This is a genomic window from Hydrogenophaga defluvii (assembly GCF_042665235.1).
GTDB lineage: Bacteria > Pseudomonadota > Gammaproteobacteria > Burkholderiales > Burkholderiaceae_C > Hydrogenophaga > Hydrogenophaga defluvii_A.
Map to the genome: position 1 here is coordinate 14,719 of NZ_JBHTBZ010000012.1, position 18,753 is coordinate 33,471.

The following is an 18,753-nucleotide window of genomic DNA, read 5'->3' on the forward strand; positions in this document are numbered from 1 at the left end:
AACTGCTCTTCCTTTCCGCGCCGAGCTGTCCCGTGACGGGGGTTCGGCTGTTTTTTTGCGCTGCGCATGTCCACGTCCCAACCCCCATCTGTCCGTCTAGGCGAGCGGCTTGTTGCCAAAGGCAAGCTCAGCGAGCGTGACCTGGAGCGGGCGCTGCTCGCGCAACAGGAGATGAAAGGCCTGATCGGCGAAGTCATGATCCGGTTGGGGCTTGTTGCCGAGCACGATGTGACACAAGCCTTGTCGGAGCAGCTTGGTGTGCCCTACGTGGCGCCCAAAGACCTGCCCGATTTGCCCACCGTGCCCGAAGGCGTGTCGCCGGTTTTCCTGCAAAACCACCTTGTCTACCCGATGAAGTCGGACGCCCAGGGCCTGCATGTCGTCATGGCACGCCCCCAGGATGCCTACCTGCTCCAGGCCATCCGCCTGGCCGCTGGCACGGATGTGCAGACGTACATCTGTGAACCGTCGGTGCTGGAAAAGCTGGTGCCCTTGCTCACCGAGCCGGTCGATGCAGCTGAGCCGCTGGAAACCGATGGCAATGCGGCCGACGGGGATGAGTTCATTGAGCACCTCAAAGACCTCGCGTCCGAGGCGCCGGTCATCCGCCTGGTCAACCAGCTCATTGCCGACGCGCTGGACCGCCGTGCTTCAGACATCCACATGGAGCCCTTCGAAGGCGAGGTGCATGTGCGCTACCGCGTCGATGGCGTGGTGCAACGCGCCGACGACTTGACAACCGCATTGGCGGCGGCAGCGGTTTCCCGCATCAAGCTGCTGGCAGGGCTCAACATCGCAGAGCGCCGCCTGCCGCAAGACGGCCGCATACGCACCCGCATCAAGGGGCGCGAAATCGACCTGCGCGTCTCGACTGTGCCCACCGTTCACGGTGAAAGTGTGGTGCTGCGTGTGCTCGACCGCGCGTCCGTGCGGTTTGGCCTCGACCAGATGGGTTTTGCCCCGGACAACCTGGCGCGCTTTCACCAGCTGCTGGCCCAGCCCCATGGTGTTTTGCTCATCACGGGCCCCACCGGTTCGGGGAAAACCACCACCTTGTACGCGGCCCTGTCCACGCTGGACTCGGCCACCCTCAAGATCATCACGGTCGAAGACCCGGTGGAATACCAGCTGCCGGCCATCAACCAGATCCAGGTCCACCCGGCCATTGGCCTGAGTTTCGCGCACGTCCTGCGCTCCATCCTGCGCCAGGACCCCGACATCATCATGGTCGGTGAAATGCGCGACACCGAAACCGCCGAAATCGCCGTCCAGTCGGCGCTGACCGGTCACTTGGTGTTGTCCACCTTGCACACCAACACCGCCGCCGGTGCGGTCACGCGGCTGCAGGACATGGGCATTCCCCGCTACCTCATCACCTCCAGCGTCACCGGGGTGTTGGCGCAGCGCCTGGTGCGCCGCCTGTGCCCCGAATGCCGCCGTCCCCACGCCCCATCGCCTGCTGTGCTGGAGAGCCTGGGCATGACCGCCGAACAAGCGCCGGTGTTGTATGAGGCCGTTGGGTGCCCCCATTGCCAAGGTTCTGGCTACCGTGGCCGCACCGCCATCCACGAACTGCTGGTGCTGGACGATCCCGTTCGCGACGCCATTTTGAGCGGCGCCGACGCCAACACCTTGCAGCGCCTCGCGCAGGAGCGAGGCATGGCCTCCCTCTACCAGGACGGATTGCGCGCCATGCTGGAAGGCCTGACCACGCTGGAGGAGGTGATGCGTGTCACCCGGGACGCGGCCGATGCCTGAGTTCCAGTACCGTGCGCTCAATGCGCAGGGGCAGACCAGCCAAGGGCGCATCCAGGCCAACGACCAGGACCAGGCCCTGCGCCTGTTGCGCCAGCAGGGCCTCACGCCCACTGAAGTGGTGTCGCCCGATGGCGTGGGCGCATTGCCCGCCGCCGCTGCAGGCACCAGCTCGGGCGGAGGGCGCCGCTGGTTCACGCGCGAGCGCTCCGCCAAGATCACCGCGGACGATGTGCTGGCTTTTGTGCAGGAGTTGGGCACCTTGCTGCGCGCAGGTTTGCCGCTGGACCGCGCGCTGCGCGTGCTGACCCAGATGCAGTTGCACCCGGGTATGCAGGTGCTACAGCAAGACATGCTCAAAGCCATCAAGGCCGGGCGCAGCCTCAGCCAGGCCATGGTGGCACACAGCCCGACCTTTGGCCCGCTGCACGTCAACCTCATCCGCGCAGGCGAGGTCAGCGGCAAACTGCCCGAAGCCTTGAGCTACCTGACTGAACACCTCGAGCGCAGCAAAAGCTTGCGCTCCAGCCTGGTCTCTGCGCTCATCTACCCGGCCATTCTGCTGGGCACGGCCGCCGTGTCCGTGGCCTTGATGCTCGGTTTTGTGGTGCCCCAGTTCAAGCCCCTGTTCAGCGACCTGGGCGACCGGCTTCCCTGGCTCACCGATGTGGTGGTCCGGCTCGGCGACACATTGGTCGAACACGGCCCCGGCCTGCTGCTGGCCATCACCGTGCTGGTGCTGGTGCTGGGGCGCTGGTGGCAAACGGACAACGGGCGGCGCCAGAAAGAACGCCTGTTGTTGGGACTTCCCCTGCTGGGCCCGCTGCTGCTGCGCTACCAGATCAGCCGATTCACCGGTACCCTGGGCACCTTGCTGGCCAACGGCATTGGCCTGATCCAGGCCATCGGCATCTCGCGCGACGGTCTGAACTACGACACCTTGCGGCAGCGCCTGGCCCCCCTGAGTGATGCCATCAAACAGGGACAGCGGTTCTCCCGGGTCATTGCCGACAGCCAGTTGCTTGACCCCGCCGCCCTGCAATTGGTGGCCTTGGGCGAGGAAACAGGGCGCCTCGATACAATGCTGCTTGAACTGACCAAGCAGCAAGAAGCGGCGCTGCAGACCCAGACACGCCGCCTGTTGACCCTGCTGGAGCCTTTGCTCATCCTCAGTCTGGGCTTGGTCATCGCCCTCATCATCATTGCGATCCTGCTCGGGATCCTGTCTGTCAACGAATTGGTTGCATGAAAACTCGTACCTCTGTTTCCGGCTTCACCCTTGTTGAATTGTTGGTGGTGCTCGCCATCCTGGGTCTGCTGGCGGGCCTGGTCGGCCCCCGCGTGCTCAACCAGTTTGGCGGGTCCAAAGTCAAAGTCACCAAACTGCAGATCGAAGACTTTGGCCAGGCGCTCGATGTCTTCAAGCTCGACACCGGCCGCTACCCCAACCAGCAGGAAGGCCTGCGTGCGATTGTGGAGAAACCGGCCAACATGCCCGGCTGGAACGGCCCCTACCTCAAGAAAAACACCTTGCCACAAGACCCCTGGGGCAATGAGTACCAGTACGTGTTCCCCGGCAAAAATGGTGCGTACGACATTTTCAGTCTCGGTGCAGACAATGCCCCGGGCGGTGAAGGCGAGAATGCCGACATCGGCAACTGGAACTGATCGACACAGGGGCTTCACCCTCATCGAGCTCGTGGTGGTGCTGGCCCTGGGGGCCATGGTGCTGCTCGTGCTCTCGCCCCGGCTGGAGGCGCTGCTGGATGCCGTGCGCTACCGCAGCGTCGTGCAAGACACCTTGCGCACACTGGAGCGCGCCCGCATGCAGGCGGTGGTGCAGGGTCAGCGCTCCGTGGTGGCGGTGGACGTGGCACAGCGCCAATTCCTCATGGCCGGCCAACCTGTGCTCACCCTGCCCGAGGCGGTAGAGCTGGATGTCACCGGCGTCGCCGACCTGGCACAGCGCCAACCCAGCCTGTTTTTCGAACCCGATGGCAGCGCCAGCGGCGGGCGCCTGACGCTGTCCACCGGTGGCCGGGTCAGCCACATCGAGCTGGACTGGCTGACCGGCCAGATCACTCTCTCGCGGGCAGTGCCATGAAGACCCACCGCGGCTTCAGCCTGCTCGAAACCCTGGTGGCCCTGGCCATCCTGTCACTGAGCCTGGGTGTCATTTATCAGGCGCAGGGCACCAGCGTGCGCGCCATATCGCACAGCCTGTCGCTGCAAAAAGTGTTGCTGCACGCGCAAAGCCTGTTGGCCGAACACACCGGGCCACACACCCAGGCCTTGCCCACCAGTGGCGCCACCGCCGATGGCTTGGCGTGGACGGTCTCGCGCCAGCCGCTCGAACTGCCGCCCCTGCTCGAAGGCGGCCCGCCCGTGCCGGTGCTGCGTGTGGACCTCGACCTGGCCTGGAGCGATGGCGGCCGCGACCGGCAGCTGCGCCTGTCCACGCTGGACCAGCCATGACACGCCGGCAACAACACGGATTCACGTTGGTTGAGGTGGTGATCGCCGTGGGGCTCACCAGCCTCATCCTGGCCGCCTTGGGCAGCGCCTTGCACGGTATCAGCCAGGGTTTTGCCCGCGCCACCGAACAGGCCCAACGCCAAGACCGCGTGCAGCGCACCACACAGGCCTTGCGGGGCAGCCTTGGCCGCATCACCGGCGCGCGTTTTGCGCGGGCGCCACAAACCCTGGCCGAGGGCAGCGCCAACCAACTCACCTGGCTGGCCCCGCTGCCCGACAGCGCGCCCGTGGCCGGTCTCTATCGGTGGCAGTTGCGCGCGCTCGACAACAAGCTGGAACTGGCCTTTGAAGACCCCCAACTCAATGCCCCTGGAACCCCAGGCGCCGCGCCTGCCCCCGCCGTCCCAGCCTTGCCCAACAAAGTGCTGCTGGACGACCTGACCCGCCTGGAGCTGGCCTACCAGCACCCCGGCACCGGGGCTTGGCAAGACACCTGGGCCGCGCCGCGCCCGCCGCTGCGCCTGCGCTTGCTCATCAGCACCGAGGCCGACGGTGCCTGGCCGGCCATCATCGTGCGCCTGGGGCAGGCCGGATGACGCGGCTAACCCGTCGCCCCGGAGGGCTGGCGCTGCCCGCCGTGTTGTGGACACTGGCCGCCTTGTCGCTTTTGCTGGGCAGTTTTGTCCAGTTTGCGCGTGTCGAAACACAGCTCACCGTCACCTTGGTGGACCAGCAAAAGACGCGCAGTCTCATGGCGGCCGGCGTCACCTACGTAGAGGCCGCCATCAGCCAAGACCAGCGACTGGGGCAGCAGCCACCGCTGGACGCCGGCATCGAACTCGACGGCCAGCCCATCGAGCTCCGGCTGGTCAACGTCGCCGGCCTCATCGATCTCAACGCCGCCGAAGACGCGCTCGCCACGCAGCTGCTCCAGCGCGAATTGCAGTGGCCGCTTGAAAAAATCCAGGCCTTTCTCGACCACCGGCGCAGCCGGCCGGTGCCCGCCTTTGCCTCGTTGTCTGACCTGCGCCGCGCCCCCGGCATGGACGCCGCCAGCTGGGCGCGGCTCGCGCCGCTGGTCACGGTGCATGGCGGCGGCAGCGGCGTCAACGTCTTGTTGGCGCCGCTGGAGGTCTTGACGACCCTGCTGCCCAACAACCCCCGCGCGGTGCAGGCCTTCGATCAGGCCCGCCGGGAGCCCGGCCAAACGCCCGACCTCACACTCATCAACAGTCCGCACCACCAGCCCGTGTCAGTGGGGGCCTACCGCCTCGACGTCACCGTCACCTTGGGCGAGGGCCGCACCTGGCGGCACCGCTATTGGCTGGTGCGCGACAATCGGCAAGGCAACCGCCTGCGTGTTGCCGACCACCACCCCTTGCCCGCCCCATGAATTCCCTGCTGCAACGGCTCTACCCCTGGTTCCACCTCTGGCAACAAGGCTGGCGCGATCTGTGGACGCGCCTGCCCTGGGGTCGCTTGTCCCCCGCGCTGCGCACGCCCGAGGGCCAGACCCTCACCTTTCTGCGTGGGCGCTGGCAACCCGCCACGGCGCCCGCCACCGGGCTGCTGATCCCGCCGGCCCAAACGCTGTTGCGGCGTATCACCCTGCCGCCGCTGGTGGCGGCGCAGCGGCTGACCGCCTTGCACAGCGAGGTGTTGCATGCCTCGCCTTTTGACCCTGCCGACACCCGGTGGGGCCACCACGGCGTTACCCTGGCCGATGGGCGCATCGAATACGAACTCGCCATCGTGCATGCCCGCGCGTTGGAGCCCGCTGGCGCCATTTACGCCCAGGGCGCCCACGGGCCCATCCCCTTGCGCACCTTGCCCAAGCAGCAGGCGGCATGGCTCACCTGGGGCTTGCTGGCCTTGTTGGGGTTGCTGTTGCTGGCCGCCCTGGCCAGCCCGTTGGTCTACCGCCACCAACAAACCCAGGCCCACACGCTGGCCTCCGCCGAACTGGTGAAACGCACCACCGAGCTGCAGCAGCAACGCGAAAAACTGCAAAACCAGCACCAGCAATACCAGGCGCTGTTGGCGCAAGTCGACACCCACGCCGAACCGCTGGCCGTGCTCGAACAGCTCAGCACCGTCGTGCCCGACCACACCCACTTTGTCCAGCTCAGGCTGCAGGAACGTCAGGTCTCGGTCGAAGGCCAAACCCCCAACGCGCTGGAACTGCTCAACCTGCTGCAGGGCACCCCTGGCCTGGCCGGTGTGCAACTGGCCGGCGCTGTGCAGCGCCACCCGCAAACCGGCAAAGACATCTTCCAGCTTCAAATGCGCGTCCAACCATGAACCCACCGGCCCAAGCCCACCGCTACCGCCACGTTCTGGCGCCGCTGGTCACCGTGTTGGTGCTGGCCCTTTGCGCGCTTGCGCTGGCTTTGCCCTACCTGTTCAAGTACCAGGGCTACCAGCAAGACATGCAGAAGCAGGCGCCCCGCATCCAGCGCTTGTTGGGCCTGGCCGATGCCGGCCCCGCGCTGGCCGAGCGCGAACAGGCCTACCAGGCGGCGCTCGACGCCCTGGCTTTCCCGCCCGACAAAGAGGGCGAAGCCCTGCACAACGAGCTGTCCACCCGGCTGCGCCAGGCCGTCAACGGCAGTGGCCTCACCGTCACCAGCCTCAGCCCCTTGCCCAACAAACCCCAGGAAGGGTTGGAGCGTTACCCGGTGTCCCTCAGTGTGTCCGGCAACCTGGCCCAGCTGCAGAACTTTCTGGCCACGCTGCACCAGCCGCCGCGTCTCCTGGTGGACAGCATGACCATCCGGCAAGGCCGCCCCACGCCCGACGGCGCACAGATCGTCAACGTCGAAATCACCATCGTCGCCTTGCGACGCAGCCAGGTCTGACCATGCGAGGCACCGCATCGATTCGCCCCCACCACCTGCTGTTGCTGGCGTTGCTGGCAGCGGGCAGCTTTGGCCTCTACTACGCGTGGACCATCGGCCTGCAGCGGCTGCAGGCCATTCCCACTTTTTGGGTGCCCCTGGCCCCCGCGTTGCCTGACGTACCCGCCGCCCAGACACCACCGCCGGTGCCCGCCGCCCTGGCCGTCACCCGCAACCGGCCCCTGTTCTGGGACAAACGCCAGCCACCGCCGCCACCCGCCGCCAAAGGTCCACCCGTGGAACCACCGCGCCTGTTGGGTGTCATATCACCCTCCGGCGCCCCCGCGCTGGTCATGCTCGCGCAAGGCAACCCGCCGCAACAACGCGTGTTCCGCGTGCGTGCCGGTCAAACGGTGGGGGCGTTCACCGTCAAGTCCATCACCCCCCAAGGCGTCGAACTCACCGGGCCCAACGGCCCCCTGAGCCTGTCCATGCCCAGGCGTGTGCGCAACTGAAGCCCACCCGCCGTTTCCATTCAGACATGCGAACACTCAACATGAAAACACCCTCGTTCAAACCGCACAGGCTCAGCCTCCTGCTCTCGGTCGTGCTGGTGGGTTGTGCGTCTGGGCCCCAGCGGCCCAACTCGCTGCTGCAGCTCGCGGCCACCCCGGCCGCTGCCGCCACCGTGCCAGCGGGTGCAAGCGCCACCGCCACCGAAGCCGCAGTGCCGACAGACAGCACCGGCACCACGGCAGGTTCCAACGCCAGCCCCACCGCCGCGCCCGACAGCACCCGCCGCCAACGCATCTACCCCGGCAACGACCAGACCGTCAACCTCGCGCCCCGCCCGCCCACCTCGGTCGGGGGGCAAAAAATTTCGCTCAACTTCGACCGCGCGCCGCTGTCCGATGTGGTGCAGTCCATCGTGGGCGACATCCTCAAAAAGCCCTACAGCCTCAGCGGCGACCTGCCTGGCGACGTCACCCTGCGCACCACCAGCCCGGTGGCGCAGGCTGACGTGGGGGCCATCCTCGAAGCCCTGCTCTCGGCCCGAGGCCTGGGCATGGTCACCGACGCCCAGGGCACGGTGCACATCGGTCCCAACGACGCACTCAAAGGCATCCCGTCGCGCCCGGGCCAAACCATTGGCCGTGGCCTGAGCGTGGTGCCGCTGCAGCACATCGGCGCCCGTGAGATGGCCGACATCCTCAAGCCCCTCATGGCGCCTGACGCCCTGGTGCGCGTGGACACCCTGCGCAACCTGCTGGTGGTGCAGGGCACCCAAACCCAAATCCAGTCGTGGCTGGACCTGGTGCACACCTTCGACGTCAACGCCCTCGCGGGCATGTCCTTCGGCATCTTTGCGCTTGAAAACGCCGAGGTCAACGAAATCGCCAAGGCGCTCGAGCTGCTGGCCGCGCGGGGTGACAGCCCCATCGAAGGTGGCATGCGCGTGTTGCCGGTCGAGCGGCTCAACAGCCTGCTTGTGATCGCGCCGCGCAAGCAGATGCTCGACACCGTCAAAACCTGGATTGACCGCCTTGACCAGGCGCCCGACAGCGCCCTGCAGCCCCAGGTGCATGTGTACGCCGTGCAACACGGCAGCGCCACACAGATGGCCAACGTGTTGGGCGCGCTGTTTGGCAGCAAGACAGCCGCCACCAACAACAACGCCCGGGGCGCCCTGGCCCCTGGCCTGGGGGGCGCCAGCGCCTCCAGCACGCGCGCCACCACCCCTGCTGCCGGCACCACGGCGTCCGGTGCTTCTGGCACCGCCGGCACCACGGCTGCGGCCGGCACCGCCAACCGCAGCGGCACCAGCACGGGCGCCACCGGCAGCACGGGCCTGTCGCCCGCCACCTCCCTGGGTGCCTCGTCGCAGGCAACGCTTGCGGCGGCAGCCACCAGCCAGCAGGCCAGCGCCATCGATCTGGAAGGCGATGTCCGCATCGTCGCCGACGACACCACCAACAGCCTGCTGGTGCACGCCTCCCGACGCGCCTACCGGCGCATCGAGTCGGCCATCCGCCAGATGGACATCGCGCCCTCGCAGGTGCTCATCGAAGCCAGCATCATCGAGGTCTCGCTCACCGACAAACTGCAATACGGCCTGCAGTGGTACTTCAACGACAGCCTGGGCGGGCGCCTCTCCGGCAGCACCGGCACCGGCAGCCTGTCGCGCGGCACCACTTCGGCGCTCTCGCGCGTGTTGCCCGGCTTCAACTACACCATCACCGACGCCGCCGGCAGCGTGCGCGCCGTGCTCAGCGCCCTGGCCAGCGAAACCGGCCTCAAGGTGGTTTCCAGCCCCAGCCTGCTCGCGCTCGACCGCCAGGCCGCCGAAATCCGCGTGGGCAACCAGCAGCCCATCCTGAGCTCCACCACCACCACCGACGGCGGCAACGTCACCCAGGCGGTGACATATAAAGATACCGGCGTGTTGCTGCGCGTGGTGCCGCGCATCAACAGCAACGGGCTCGTCACGCTCGACATTGCCCAGGAGGTCACCGACGTGGGTGCCATCGACGAAGCCACCCGCCAGCGCTCCTTCCTCCAGCGCAGCCTGCAAAGCCGCATTGCCATCCCCAGCGGGCAAACCGCCGTGCTCGGCGGCCTCATCCGCGACAACTCCAGCAACAGCCAGTCGGGCCTGCCCGGTTTGTCCAAAATCCCCGGCATCGGGGCTTTGTTTGGCGCCACCGAAAAAAGCATAGACCGCACCGAACTGCTGGTGGTGCTCACCCCCCGCGTGCTGGAAAATGCCCGGCAGCTCACCGACATCAGCGACGAAATCCGTGCCCGCCTGCTCAGCAACCCACCCCTCTCGGCGCCGGGGTTGTTGTCAGGGCGCAACAGCGAAGTGCCCACTGAAGCCCCGGAACCCAGGCTTAAATGAACGGCGTCGGTTTTTTGACACACCGGCTGTTGTAGGCAGTTCACCCGCCAGCAACATCAGTTATAGTTATCTCGTCTCGTGGCTGTCTTGTGCACGGGCACGTTTCAATCCTAACTCATGAGGAAATGTATGAAATTGAAAATGAAGGCGCTCTCGCTGGCCGTGCCACCATCGCCGCTGGTACCGCTGCGCACGCTGCTGACGTGGCCATGTTCCCCTATGTGGTGAACAGCGCTACCGTGACCACCATCGTGACGATCGTTGATCGTGGCACCACCGCCACCCAGCGTTACGACGCTTCGGGTGTGGTCGGCGCTGCTGCCACCAACCGTCGTCTGCACTGGCGTCTGAACTACAAGGCAGGTGCTACTGCTGAAGATAACCTGGCCGGTTGCCAGGAAGTGAACTACTACCTGCCTTCCAGCCCCAACGACATCCAGTCCGTTGACATCGGTGGCAAGTTTGGTTCCACCAGCAAGGGTGTTCTGTTCAGCGATCCCAGCTCCAACAACAACTGGAACGCTGGCACCACCGCCACCATCAACTACATGCTGGGCAAGGCTGCTGGCGCTACCCAGCGTGGCACCCTGTTCGTGCACAACGCCGACAACACTGTGAGCAACACCGTTTACGGCGAAGCCATGGTTCTGGAGTTCAGCACTGGCGCTGCATGGGGTTACCAGGCTGCCACGACCGACAACGGTGTGGCTAACGATGCTAACGCATTCGACTTCTCCGACGCCGGTGGTTTTGTGACCAACAACCTGGCAGCTACCACGCTGGCGCCCTCGGGTCTGCTGACGTTCATGCCGCCTGCTGAAACCACCACCCGCCTGTTCGTGACCCCGATGCCTGTCGGCCCCCTGCTGGCTACCAACGGTGCCAACGCTGCCGGCTGGAGCGATCAGCAAGTGCGCATTTCCATGGTGACCTCGACCGGCGTGGCTTATGACCGCGACGAAAACCTGGTGTCTGGTTCTGCCACCCAAGACGTGCGTTGCGTGGGTGCTGTGAACGCCACCGACCTGGTGACCTCCGGTGCTTTGGCCACCCTGGCCAACGGCGGTTGGGGCAACCTGACGCTGGAGTTTGTGGCGGCTGTGCCTGCTGGCGCATGGACTCCCACCGACACCGCTTACATCACCAAGCTGGAGTACAACACCGGCGGCAAGATCAACGGCGAAAACCTGAGCGGCACGTTCAACAACGGCTTCATCATGCGTTAATTCATTCCTTTGGAATGACAGAAGGGCCGCGCAAGCGGCCCTTTTTTTTGGAACCAAGCGAGGCATGGGTAGTCCAACTGGCGCCAGAAGAGGCACATGTTAAAATCAGGAGTTTTATTCAATGGGTTGCCTTGGAATGAGTGGATCTAAACGCACTTTGACTGCTGCGGCGTTGTTGGCTGTGAGCGTTTTGGCTGGTTGCTCGGTGGCCGACAAAAAGGCGGGCGGCTATGTTTCAGCCACACCGATTCACAGGGACGCAGCTTGGGCTGCAGTACAGTCACCGGACGGTGACATCAGGTTGGCGTACTACGATGCTAAGCGTCAGCTGTATTTGGCAAACCCCGAGAAGGGAACGGTTGAAATGCCGTTCCACTCACCCAATGTGGACCGCGCGTCGTCTGGCCTAGCCTTGGCATGGGTGGGCGGCCGAGCATTTGTGGGTTTCCGAGACAAGGAGCCGCAGCGTGACGTGTTCGTCGCGCCGTTTGATGAACCCAAAGCACTGGTGGGGCTGGGCGCAGAGACGATACCTTTGTCGCGGCTGAAGATGGCACCGCGTGGCGATAAGCTCGCGAGCATTTGGTATGGTGAAGAAGAGGTGCCGAGTGGCAAGGTTTTTCACGTTTATTACCGTGAACTGGATGCCAAGGGCAAACCTCTGGCTGTAGCAGAGCGATTGTTCGAGGGTATCTACCCTACGATGTCCCTGACGCCATCGGGGCGTGTGACAGCGGTCAGCTGGGTCAAGGACAATGGTAAGGATCGCATCATTGCCCGCAGCAAAAATGGAGACCAGCCATTTGGGGCAGAAATTCAGGTGGCGGATATTGCCCCAGTAACCCCTCTGCTGGAGGCCATCAACGATGGAGAGCGAACACTCGCGTTCTGGCATGCCCAATATGGTCGTGATCTTCAAGATTTCCGACTTGAAGGCGCATATACCGATGATGGCGCCAAATGGGAGCGCTTTCATTTGAAAGCCTTCGATGGGCTGGATATCGAAACCGGTGATTTTGCGGCTGACGGGCAAGGGAATATCGCTGTGGTGGCCTCGGTGGTCAAGCCACAGGAGCGACAGGTTGCCAAAAAGAAAGTGCTACTGGCTGTTTCGCATGACAGGGGCAAAACGTGGTCTGACGCTATCGAGCTGCGGCAGGATGAGGTTCAAAAAGACAAGCCATACAGCCACGCACGTGCCCCCAAAGTGGCATTCCTCGGGGCCGGTCAATTGTTTGTTGCCTGGCAAGATTGGCGCAGTTTGCGCTCTGCGGTGCAGTTCAGTTATTCTGAAGATGCTGGGCGCACCTGGAAGATCAATGATCAGCGTTTGACGGAGAAGGCTACCGAGCAAGAGGGGTTAGGCTTGTTTAGTAAATCGCTATTTGCTCATGAAAACACCCTTCGAATCGTGACTGAGCAAATGACCAGTGATGCTATTGAGGAAAAGCATTTGCGTATTCACACGGTCACGCGTGATCAATTGACAAATTGGAAGCCGACACAATCTTTACCTCCGCCCAATCGGGAGCGATTGGAGCAGCGCGTTATTGCCTACTGGAAAGCTTTGCAGGCACGTGAATTCGAAACCACGTACAGCATGTTGGATCCGTACTTTCGCGCGCGCATGAAATTTGACGTTTATAAAGAAAATCTTGGGAAAATTGAGTACCGTGATCCTGTTCTTAAGTTGAGTGAATTTGCGGGTCCCATTGCGCTGGCTGTTACCAAGATGACGGTCGAAGTAAAGCCATTTGTTGTGAATAACCGCACAATGAAAATGGACCCGGCGGAACGCGAGATACCAACCCGATGGCTCTGGATTGATGGTGACTGGTATTTGGAGTTTTATCAAGAAAGTCGTGACCTTCGATTCACGCCTTTCTGATCTACCAAATCAGCAACAAAAAACAGTGGGCATGCCCACTGTTTTTTGTTGCAGACAACAAATGAATAAAAAACACCTGGCCTGGTTGTGGGGGGCCGTACAAGCTGAATTCAGAACCCTGTACGCGGGCAGCCTGTTGGGGGTGCTGTGGTTTTTGCTCGCGCCTTTGTTGCAGGTGGGCATGTATGTGTTTCTGTTCCAGGTCGTCTGGAAGTTGCGCGTGAACCTCCACCACGGAGGCGACGTGTCTTTTGTGTGGTTTCTGCTCAGCGCCTACATTCCCTACTGGGCCTTTCAAGACGCGTTGAGCCGCGCGGCCGGGGCGCTCACGGCCAACGCGCACATCATCCGCAACACGCCGTTCCCGCCCTGGCTGCTGGTGGTGGCGCGTGTCATGCTCCCGTTTGGCGTGATGCTGGCGCTGGTGTTGCCCCTGTGGCCGGTGTTGCACCAGGCGGGGTATTTCCAGCTTCAATGGGCTGATGGCCCCTGGCTGGCCTTCACGCTGATGTGCCTGGCGGGCATGGCGGTGGGCTTGGCGGTTTTGCTTGCCTCGGTCGGGGTGGTGTTGCGCGACCTGGCCAACATCGTGCCACCGCTGCTGATGGCGCTGATGTTGACCGCACCCATCATGTACCCCCTGCAAAACGTGCCAGAGGCCATGCGTGGCTGGTTCTGGCTCAACCCCTTGACGCCGTTTGCCGAGGCCTTCCACACCCTGTTGCTCACGCCGCAGGGCCTGGGCTTGGGCCACGCGCTCGCGCTGCCTGCGCTGGCGCTGGGCGCTTTGTGGCTGGGTCGTTGGGCCTACCGCAAAATGGCCCCCGACCTGCCCGACCTGCTGTGAGGCCGCAGAACCCATGAACGCCTTGCCCACCATCGAACTGGTCAACGTTGCCAAGCGTTACCGTGTGTACGCCAGCCCGCGCGACCGGGTGCTGGAATGGATCAGCCCCCGCGCCCGCCACACCACCTTCGATGCGCTGCGTGGCGTGTCGCTGGCCCTGCACCAGGGCGACACCCTGGGGCTGGTGGGCGACAACGGCGCGGGCAAGTCCACCTTGCTCAAGCTGATTGCCGGCGTCATCCAGCCCACTGGCGGCGAGTTGCACGTGCGCGGCAGCCGGCTGGCCATTCTGGATTTGTCGGTGGGCCTGAACGAAGAACTCAGCGCCCGCGACAACGTGTTGCAGCAATTGGGCTGGTACGGCCTGTCGCGGCAGCAGGCCTTGGATCGCATGGACGGCATCATCGACTTTGCCGAACTCGGCCATGTGCTGGACCGCCCGATCAAAACCTACTCCACCGGCATGAAGGTGCGGCTGGGCTTTTCGGTGCTCACCAGCATGTCGCCCGACATCCTGCTGGTGGACGAAGCGCTGTCGGTGGGCGACCTGGCGTTCCAGCAAAAGTCCATCCAGCGCATGATGGGTTTCAAGGAGCAGGGCAAGACCATCATCTTCTGCTCGCACAGCCTCTACCAGATCGAACAGTTCTGCGACAAGGCCTTGTGGGTGCAGAACGGCGCCATCCAGATGTTTGGCCCGGCGCGCGAGGTGCTACAGGCCTACGAGCAGTACCAGCTGGCCAAGGGCCGCCAGGCGCCCGCGCACGCGGGCGTGCCCGCACCTGCGGCACCGGTGCGCATCGAGTCGCTGGCGGTGGAGCCCCCGCCGCCCATCACCCAGGGTTCGGCCCTGACGGTGAAGGCGCGTGTGGCGGCGTTGTTGCCCGGTGTGCGTTTTCACTACAGCCTGTCGATCAAGATCAACGGCGAGCGCGGGCTGGTGGTGGTGGGCAGCCACCTGGCCGGTGAGCCGCCCCTGCATGGCAGTGGCGAGCTGAACATCACCCTGCCCGAACACCCGATTGCCGCCGGCCACTACGCCTTCCACCTGCGTTTGTGGGACGAAAGTGGCATGGTGGTGCTGGCCGAGACGGACATACCCGACGTGGCCTTCCTCAAGCAGGACGACCTGATGGGCCTGATTCGCACGCCGCACGTGGTGCGTTGGCAAACATCGGAGAGCGGGGGCGGCCATTGAAGGCTGAGCCAAGCTGCAGCCCACACCAGCTGGACTTGCGCATTGTGTTGCCCAGCCAAGTGTTTGGCGGGGCGGAACGCACGGTGCTCAATTTGCTGGAGGGGATGGCCCGGCTGCCCACGCAGCCGCGCGTGACTTTGTACGGCCACGCCGACATGCTGAGGCCACACCTGGCTGGGCGTGAGGGCGTGGCCGTGGTCGACGTGTCGGACTGGGGCATGGGCACTTCGCTGCGGGGCTTGCGTTCCACCCGGCACGATGCGCGCCTGCTGGCCAACCACGTGGCCACCCATCGCGACCGAACCGCCAAAACCGTGGTACTGGGCTTTTTGCACTACGGTGCCGCCATGGCGGTATGGATGCGCCGCTTTCTGGCCGATCAACCACGCCTGAGCGTGATCGCCAGCCCGCGTGGGCCGTCGTGTGCGGGCATTCCCATGATTTCGTCGGACCGCACCATCCGCTTCTTGCTGCACGCCCACATGGCGCTGGCTGGGCGCTGGTGTGACGCGGTGGTGGTGCCATCGCAAGGCATGCGCCAGGAGTTGCTGACGCGCTACCACGGCCACTCGGACCGCGTGGTGGCCATTGCCAACAGCTACCCCACCGTGGCCGATGCCATCTGGCATGAGTACGCAGTGCGGGCGCCGCGCCCTGCCAGCGCCGGTACACGTTTTGTGATGGCCACGCGCCTGTCGGCCGAAAAGAACATTCTTCTGGCGCTGGAGGCCTTTGCCCGCCACGCACCCAGCCACCCGGAAGACACACTCACCATCGTGGGCGATGGGCCGGCACGGGCAGAGATTGAAGCCACCATTGCCGCGCATGGGCTGGCGCGGCAGGTGCAGGTGCAGCCCTTTCAACGCGAACCGTTTGCGCTGATCGCGCAGCACGATGTGTACCTGCACACGTGTTTGATCGAGGGCTTTGGCAACTCGATGATCGAGGCCTTGGCCGTGGGCGTGCCGGTGATTGCCACCGACTGCGATTTTGGGCCGCGCGAAATTGTGATGCAGGGCATCAATGGCCTGCTGGTGCCCCAACACGATGTGGCCGCTTTTGCCCGCGCCATGGCCGACATCAAAACCTTGCCAACGGAACGTTTGCGCGTGGCCGCGCGAGACAGCGCCCAGATCTACAGCAACTTTGTGATGGCCGCGCGTTATGTGGATGTGTTTTGCCGCGTATGAACCCCAACCACGCCGCCCCGGCTTTTGAGCTGAGCCACGTCAACGCAGCCGAGGGTGCAGAGCGCCTGGTGGTGCTGTTTGAAACCGTGTTCCAGCATGCCGTGTCGCCCCAGGACTGGGCCTGGAAATACGCCCATGCCGCGTCGTTCCACACCATCGCATGTGCACCCGATGGGAGTTTGTTGGGCCACGCCGGTATGCAGTTTGCCGGGCACCTGCCCAACGGGCGCAAGGCCGGCCAGGTATGCGATGTGATGGTGCACCCCGCGCACCGGGGGCAACTGCAGGGCGGCGTGTTTGCGCGCATGCTGGGCGAGCTGGCCGCCGAAGCCGGGCGCCGGGACTATGGCCTTTGTTACGGCTTTCCAGGTGACAGGCCGGCCAAGCTGGGCGTGCGCCTGGGGGTTTACGACGAGGTGGCCCGACCGCGCGAGGCCGTTTTCAGGCCCCAGGCGGCCTCGCTTTGGGAACGTGTGTGGTGGGTGGTGCACGAATTGGACACCGCCACGTTTGCGCGCCGGTTGGACGCGGAAGCAGCCGCACGTGTGGTGGTGCGCCGCACGGCCGAGCAGGTGCTGTGGCGGTATGTGCAGGCGCCACGGGTCTACCGCTACTTTGTGGTGGGGCCGCGTTGGCGGGCGGCCACCTTGGTGGTCAAGGACGGTGGCGATGGAACGTTGCTGGTGGTGGATGCGCTGGGCGCGGCGCGCTGCACATCTGCGTGTCTGCAGGCCCTGGCCAACGTCAGCCGGCACACCGTGCGGGGCTGGGCGCACCTGGTCACGGGCGCGCAGGGCGAGGCCGAACCCACGCCGCTGGTGACCATCGAACTGGCGCAGTTGCCGGGCCGTTCCCGACCAGACAACTGGTTTGACGACGGCCGCCCCGGCGACGTGGACATTTACTGACCGCAGGCCACAGCCAGCGCACCCAACCACTGGAGGCACCATACCCATGCTGGAGCATCGCCCTGAATCAGAGACCTTCCCTGAGCGTTGGGACGTGTCGCGCTATGGCCGCTACCTGGTGCTGGCACCCCACGCCGACGACGAGGTGTTTGGTTGCGGTGGCCTGATGGCTTTGGCGCGCGCACAAGGTGCGCAGGTGCGTGCGCTGGTGGTGACCGATGGCTCGCAAAGCCACCCCGATACCCCCGCCCACGAAGTGACCAACCAGCGGCAGCAAGAGGCCCGCGCGGCTGCCCAGGTGCTGGGGCACGAGGTGGTGTTTCTGGCGTTCAAAGACCGCGGCTTGCGCTACGGCGAAGAACTCATCAAGGCCTTGACCGAGGCCATGCAAGCCTACGGGCCCGACCTGGTGCTGTGCACCCCGCCCACCGAGCCGCACCCCGACCACCAGTCGCTGGGCTTGGCCGCCATGGCCGCCGTGATGCGCCTGCCCCGCCGCCCCGACCTGGCCTGGTACGAGTCCGGCCACCTCATGGTGCACGCCACCCATGTGTGCGACATCACCACGGTGGCCGAGCGCAAGACCGAGGCCATGCACTGCTTTGTGTCGCAACAAAGCCTGCTGGACTACACGCGGTGCATCGAGGCCAAAGACCGCTTCCGCTCCATCACCCTGGGCGGCGAGAGCCGGGCGGCCGAGGCCTACCACCTCATGCCCACCGCAGGCCTGGGTGAGCGTGCCGTGTTGCCAGGGCTGGACACGCTCTACATGCACCACCGGCAGCGTGCCGCCAGCCCGGCCGATGTGCCGCTGGTGAGCGTGCTGATGCGCACCATGGGCGACCCACGCCTGGAAGAGGCCGTGGCCAGCGTGCTGGCACAAACCTACCGCCCGCTGGAACTGGTGGTGGTGGCCGCGCACGCGGAGGATGTGTACACGCAGTTCCCTCAGTTCCGCGCGCTGCCGTGTTTGAAGGTGGTGAACCTGGGGCGCAGGCTCAACCGCCCGGAGGCCGCCAACGCGGCTCTGGACGCGGCCACGGGGCAATACGCGGTGTTTCTGGACGAGGACGATTGGCTGGGGCCGGAACACGTGGCGTTGCTGGTGGATGTATTGCGGCGGCATCCACAGGTTGGTGCGTCACGGACGCATGCCATTCCGCTAGAGTCAAGCGGTCAGAATCCCTTGCGGGGTGTCATGTTGCGGGTCGACTGGTTGCGTGAGTGGGGTTGCCGCTTTGAGTCGACAGAGGCAGGTAGAGAAAACGCGAATTTCTGGACCCAAGTGTGCTGCCATACCAAACCAGCAATTTCCAGCGTTGACACGGTTGCTGATCGCAGAATACTTTTGTCGATGCAGCAGCGGTTGGCCCCGCCAGAGAAGGCTTTAGTCCAAAACGAAGAAAAAACGCTAGCCGCGAGAGGATATCTGAACTCCAAACTCGGCCGATGTCTCGCATGGCCATTGAATTGGCTTCGGGACGCTTTCATGCGGGGACCGAGCTGATTTCATCAGCAAAGACTACTCCT

The 18,753-nt window shown here is 64.5% G+C and carries 18 protein-coding genes; all 18 read left to right on the top strand.

Translation table 11 applies throughout. The features are described 5' to 3' along the window. Positions 1–66 precede the first annotated feature (66 nt). Positions 67–1,758 (top strand): GspE/PulE family protein, encoded by a 1,692-nt coding sequence (locus ACFQU0_RS04590; protein ID WP_382198947.1) that lies wholly within the window; start codon positions 67–69, stop codon positions 1,756–1,758. Next, complete coding sequence (locus tag ACFQU0_RS04595) at positions 1,751–3,004, top strand: type II secretion system F family protein (RefSeq protein ID WP_382198948.1); 1,254 nt, start codon at positions 1,751–1,753, stop codon at positions 3,002–3,004. The genes ACFQU0_RS04590 and ACFQU0_RS04595 overlap by 8 nt, the downstream gene beginning before the upstream one ends. Further along, entirely contained in the window at positions 3,001–3,423 is a 423-nt protein-coding gene (gene gspG / locus ACFQU0_RS04600) for a type II secretion system major pseudopilin GspG (protein ID WP_382198949.1), read from the top strand. Before ACFQU0_RS04595 ends, gspG begins: the two co-directional genes overlap by 4 nt. Continuing rightward, positions 3,398–3,859: a Tfp pilus assembly protein FimT/FimU gene (locus ACFQU0_RS04605; RefSeq protein WP_382198950.1), complete on the top strand. Its 462-nt coding sequence runs from the start codon at positions 3,398–3,400 to the stop codon at positions 3,857–3,859. The genes gspG and ACFQU0_RS04605 overlap by 26 nt, the downstream gene beginning before the upstream one ends. Next, positions 3,856–4,230: a type IV pilus modification PilV family protein gene (locus tag ACFQU0_RS04610; protein WP_382198951.1), complete on the top strand. Its 375-nt coding sequence runs from the start codon at positions 3,856–3,858 to the stop codon at positions 4,228–4,230. Before ACFQU0_RS04605 ends, ACFQU0_RS04610 begins: the two co-directional genes overlap by 4 nt. Next, on the top strand, positions 4,227–4,826 hold the full coding sequence (locus ACFQU0_RS04615; protein ID WP_382198952.1) for a PulJ/GspJ family protein: 600 nt from the start codon (positions 4,227–4,229) through the stop codon (positions 4,824–4,826). The genes ACFQU0_RS04610 and ACFQU0_RS04615 overlap by 4 nt, the downstream gene beginning before the upstream one ends. Continuing rightward, positions 4,823–5,623, top strand: a complete 801-nt coding sequence (locus ACFQU0_RS04620; protein ID WP_382198953.1) for a hypothetical protein — start codon at positions 4,823–4,825, stop codon at positions 5,621–5,623. Before ACFQU0_RS04615 ends, ACFQU0_RS04620 begins: the two co-directional genes overlap by 4 nt. Further along, positions 5,620–6,531 (top strand): PilN domain-containing protein, encoded by a 912-nt coding sequence (locus ACFQU0_RS04625; RefSeq protein WP_382198954.1) that lies wholly within the window; start codon positions 5,620–5,622, stop codon positions 6,529–6,531. Before ACFQU0_RS04620 ends, ACFQU0_RS04625 begins: the two co-directional genes overlap by 4 nt. After that, complete coding sequence (gspM, locus tag ACFQU0_RS04630) at positions 6,528–7,088, top strand: type II secretion system protein GspM (RefSeq protein ID WP_382198955.1); 561 nt, start codon at positions 6,528–6,530, stop codon at positions 7,086–7,088. Before ACFQU0_RS04625 ends, gspM begins: the two co-directional genes overlap by 4 nt. Before the next feature lie 2 nt (positions 7,089–7,090). Further along, entirely contained in the window at positions 7,091–7,582 is a 492-nt protein-coding gene (locus ACFQU0_RS04635) for a hypothetical protein (protein ID WP_382198956.1), read from the top strand. Positions 7,583–7,623: 41 nt separating this feature from the next. Further along, entirely contained in the window at positions 7,624–9,966 is a 2,343-nt protein-coding gene (gene gspD / locus ACFQU0_RS04640; RefSeq protein ID WP_382198957.1) for a type II secretion system secretin GspD, read from the top strand. A 125-nt stretch (positions 9,967–10,091) separates the two neighbouring features. Then, positions 10,092–11,192, top strand: coding sequence for a hypothetical protein (locus ACFQU0_RS04645; protein WP_382198958.1), 1,101 nt, complete (start codon positions 10,092–10,094; stop codon positions 11,190–11,192). A gap of 121 nt (positions 11,193–11,313) precedes the next feature. Then, complete coding sequence (locus tag ACFQU0_RS04650) at positions 11,314–13,080, top strand: sialidase family protein (protein WP_382198959.1); 1,767 nt, start codon at positions 11,314–11,316, stop codon at positions 13,078–13,080. A 61-nt stretch (positions 13,081–13,141) separates the two neighbouring features. Continuing rightward, on the top strand, positions 13,142–13,927 hold the full coding sequence (locus tag ACFQU0_RS04655) for an ABC transporter permease (RefSeq protein ID WP_382198960.1): 786 nt from the start codon (positions 13,142–13,144) through the stop codon (positions 13,925–13,927). A 13-nt stretch (positions 13,928–13,940) separates the two neighbouring features. Continuing rightward, positions 13,941–15,125 carry an ABC transporter ATP-binding protein gene (locus tag ACFQU0_RS04660; protein ID WP_382198961.1) on the top strand — a complete coding sequence of 395 codons (1,185 nt, stop codon included), beginning with the start codon at positions 13,941–13,943 and terminating at the stop codon, positions 15,123–15,125. A 44-nt stretch (positions 15,126–15,169) separates the two neighbouring features. Continuing rightward, complete coding sequence (locus ACFQU0_RS04665; RefSeq protein ID WP_382198962.1) at positions 15,170–16,315, top strand: glycosyltransferase; 1,146 nt, start codon at positions 15,170–15,172, stop codon at positions 16,313–16,315. Continuing rightward, a complete protein-coding gene (locus ACFQU0_RS04670) occupies positions 16,312–17,223 on the top strand; it encodes a GNAT family N-acetyltransferase (RefSeq protein WP_382198963.1) in 912 nt (303 codons plus the stop codon). Before ACFQU0_RS04665 ends, ACFQU0_RS04670 begins: the two co-directional genes overlap by 4 nt. 46 nt (positions 17,224–17,269) lie before the next feature. Continuing rightward, complete coding sequence (locus ACFQU0_RS04675; RefSeq protein WP_382198964.1) at positions 17,270–18,730, top strand: PIG-L family deacetylase; 1,461 nt, start codon at positions 17,270–17,272, stop codon at positions 18,728–18,730. Positions 18,731–18,753 lie beyond the last annotated feature (23 nt).

What these genes read in the sequence shown, in the direction of transcription:
- gspM (WP_382198955.1), top strand. Translation starts at nt 6,528, where the DNA reads ATGAACCCACCGGCCCAAGCCCACCGCTACCGCCACGTTCTGGCGCCG.
- ACFQU0_RS04675 (WP_382198964.1), top strand. Translation starts at nt 17,270, where the DNA reads ATGCTGGAGCATCGCCCTGAATCAGAGACCTTCCCTGAGCGTTGGGAC.
- ACFQU0_RS04590 (WP_382198947.1), top strand. Translation starts at nt 67, where the DNA reads ATGTCCACGTCCCAACCCCCATCTGTCCGTCTAGGCGAGCGGCTTGTT.
- gspG (WP_382198949.1), top strand. Translation starts at nt 3,001, where the DNA reads ATGAAAACTCGTACCTCTGTTTCCGGCTTCACCCTTGTTGAATTGTTG.
- ACFQU0_RS04595 (WP_382198948.1), top strand. Translation starts at nt 1,751, where the DNA reads ATGCCTGAGTTCCAGTACCGTGCGCTCAATGCGCAGGGGCAGACCAGC.
- ACFQU0_RS04605 (WP_382198950.1), top strand. Translation starts at nt 3,398, where the DNA reads ATGCCGACATCGGCAACTGGAACTGATCGACACAGGGGCTTCACCCTC.
- gspD (WP_382198957.1), top strand. Translation starts at nt 7,624, where the DNA reads ATGAAAACACCCTCGTTCAAACCGCACAGGCTCAGCCTCCTGCTCTCG.
- ACFQU0_RS04660 (WP_382198961.1), top strand. Translation starts at nt 13,941, where the DNA reads ATGAACGCCTTGCCCACCATCGAACTGGTCAACGTTGCCAAGCGTTAC.
- ACFQU0_RS04625 (WP_382198954.1), top strand. Translation starts at nt 5,620, where the DNA reads ATGAATTCCCTGCTGCAACGGCTCTACCCCTGGTTCCACCTCTGGCAA.
- ACFQU0_RS04620 (WP_382198953.1), top strand. Translation starts at nt 4,823, where the DNA reads ATGACGCGGCTAACCCGTCGCCCCGGAGGGCTGGCGCTGCCCGCCGTG.
- ACFQU0_RS04645 (WP_382198958.1), top strand. Translation starts at nt 10,092, where the DNA reads ATGTATGAAATTGAAAATGAAGGCGCTCTCGCTGGCCGTGCCACCATC.
- ACFQU0_RS04615 (WP_382198952.1), top strand. Translation starts at nt 4,227, where the DNA reads ATGACACGCCGGCAACAACACGGATTCACGTTGGTTGAGGTGGTGATC.
- ACFQU0_RS04650 (WP_382198959.1), top strand. Translation starts at nt 11,314, where the DNA reads ATGGGTTGCCTTGGAATGAGTGGATCTAAACGCACTTTGACTGCTGCG.
- ACFQU0_RS04655 (WP_382198960.1), top strand. Translation starts at nt 13,142, where the DNA reads ATGAATAAAAAACACCTGGCCTGGTTGTGGGGGGCCGTACAAGCTGAA.
- ACFQU0_RS04610 (WP_382198951.1), top strand. Translation starts at nt 3,856, where the DNA reads ATGAAGACCCACCGCGGCTTCAGCCTGCTCGAAACCCTGGTGGCCCTG.
- ACFQU0_RS04670 (WP_382198963.1), top strand. Translation starts at nt 16,312, where the DNA reads ATGAACCCCAACCACGCCGCCCCGGCTTTTGAGCTGAGCCACGTCAAC.
- ACFQU0_RS04635 (WP_382198956.1), top strand. Translation starts at nt 7,091, where the DNA reads ATGCGAGGCACCGCATCGATTCGCCCCCACCACCTGCTGTTGCTGGCG.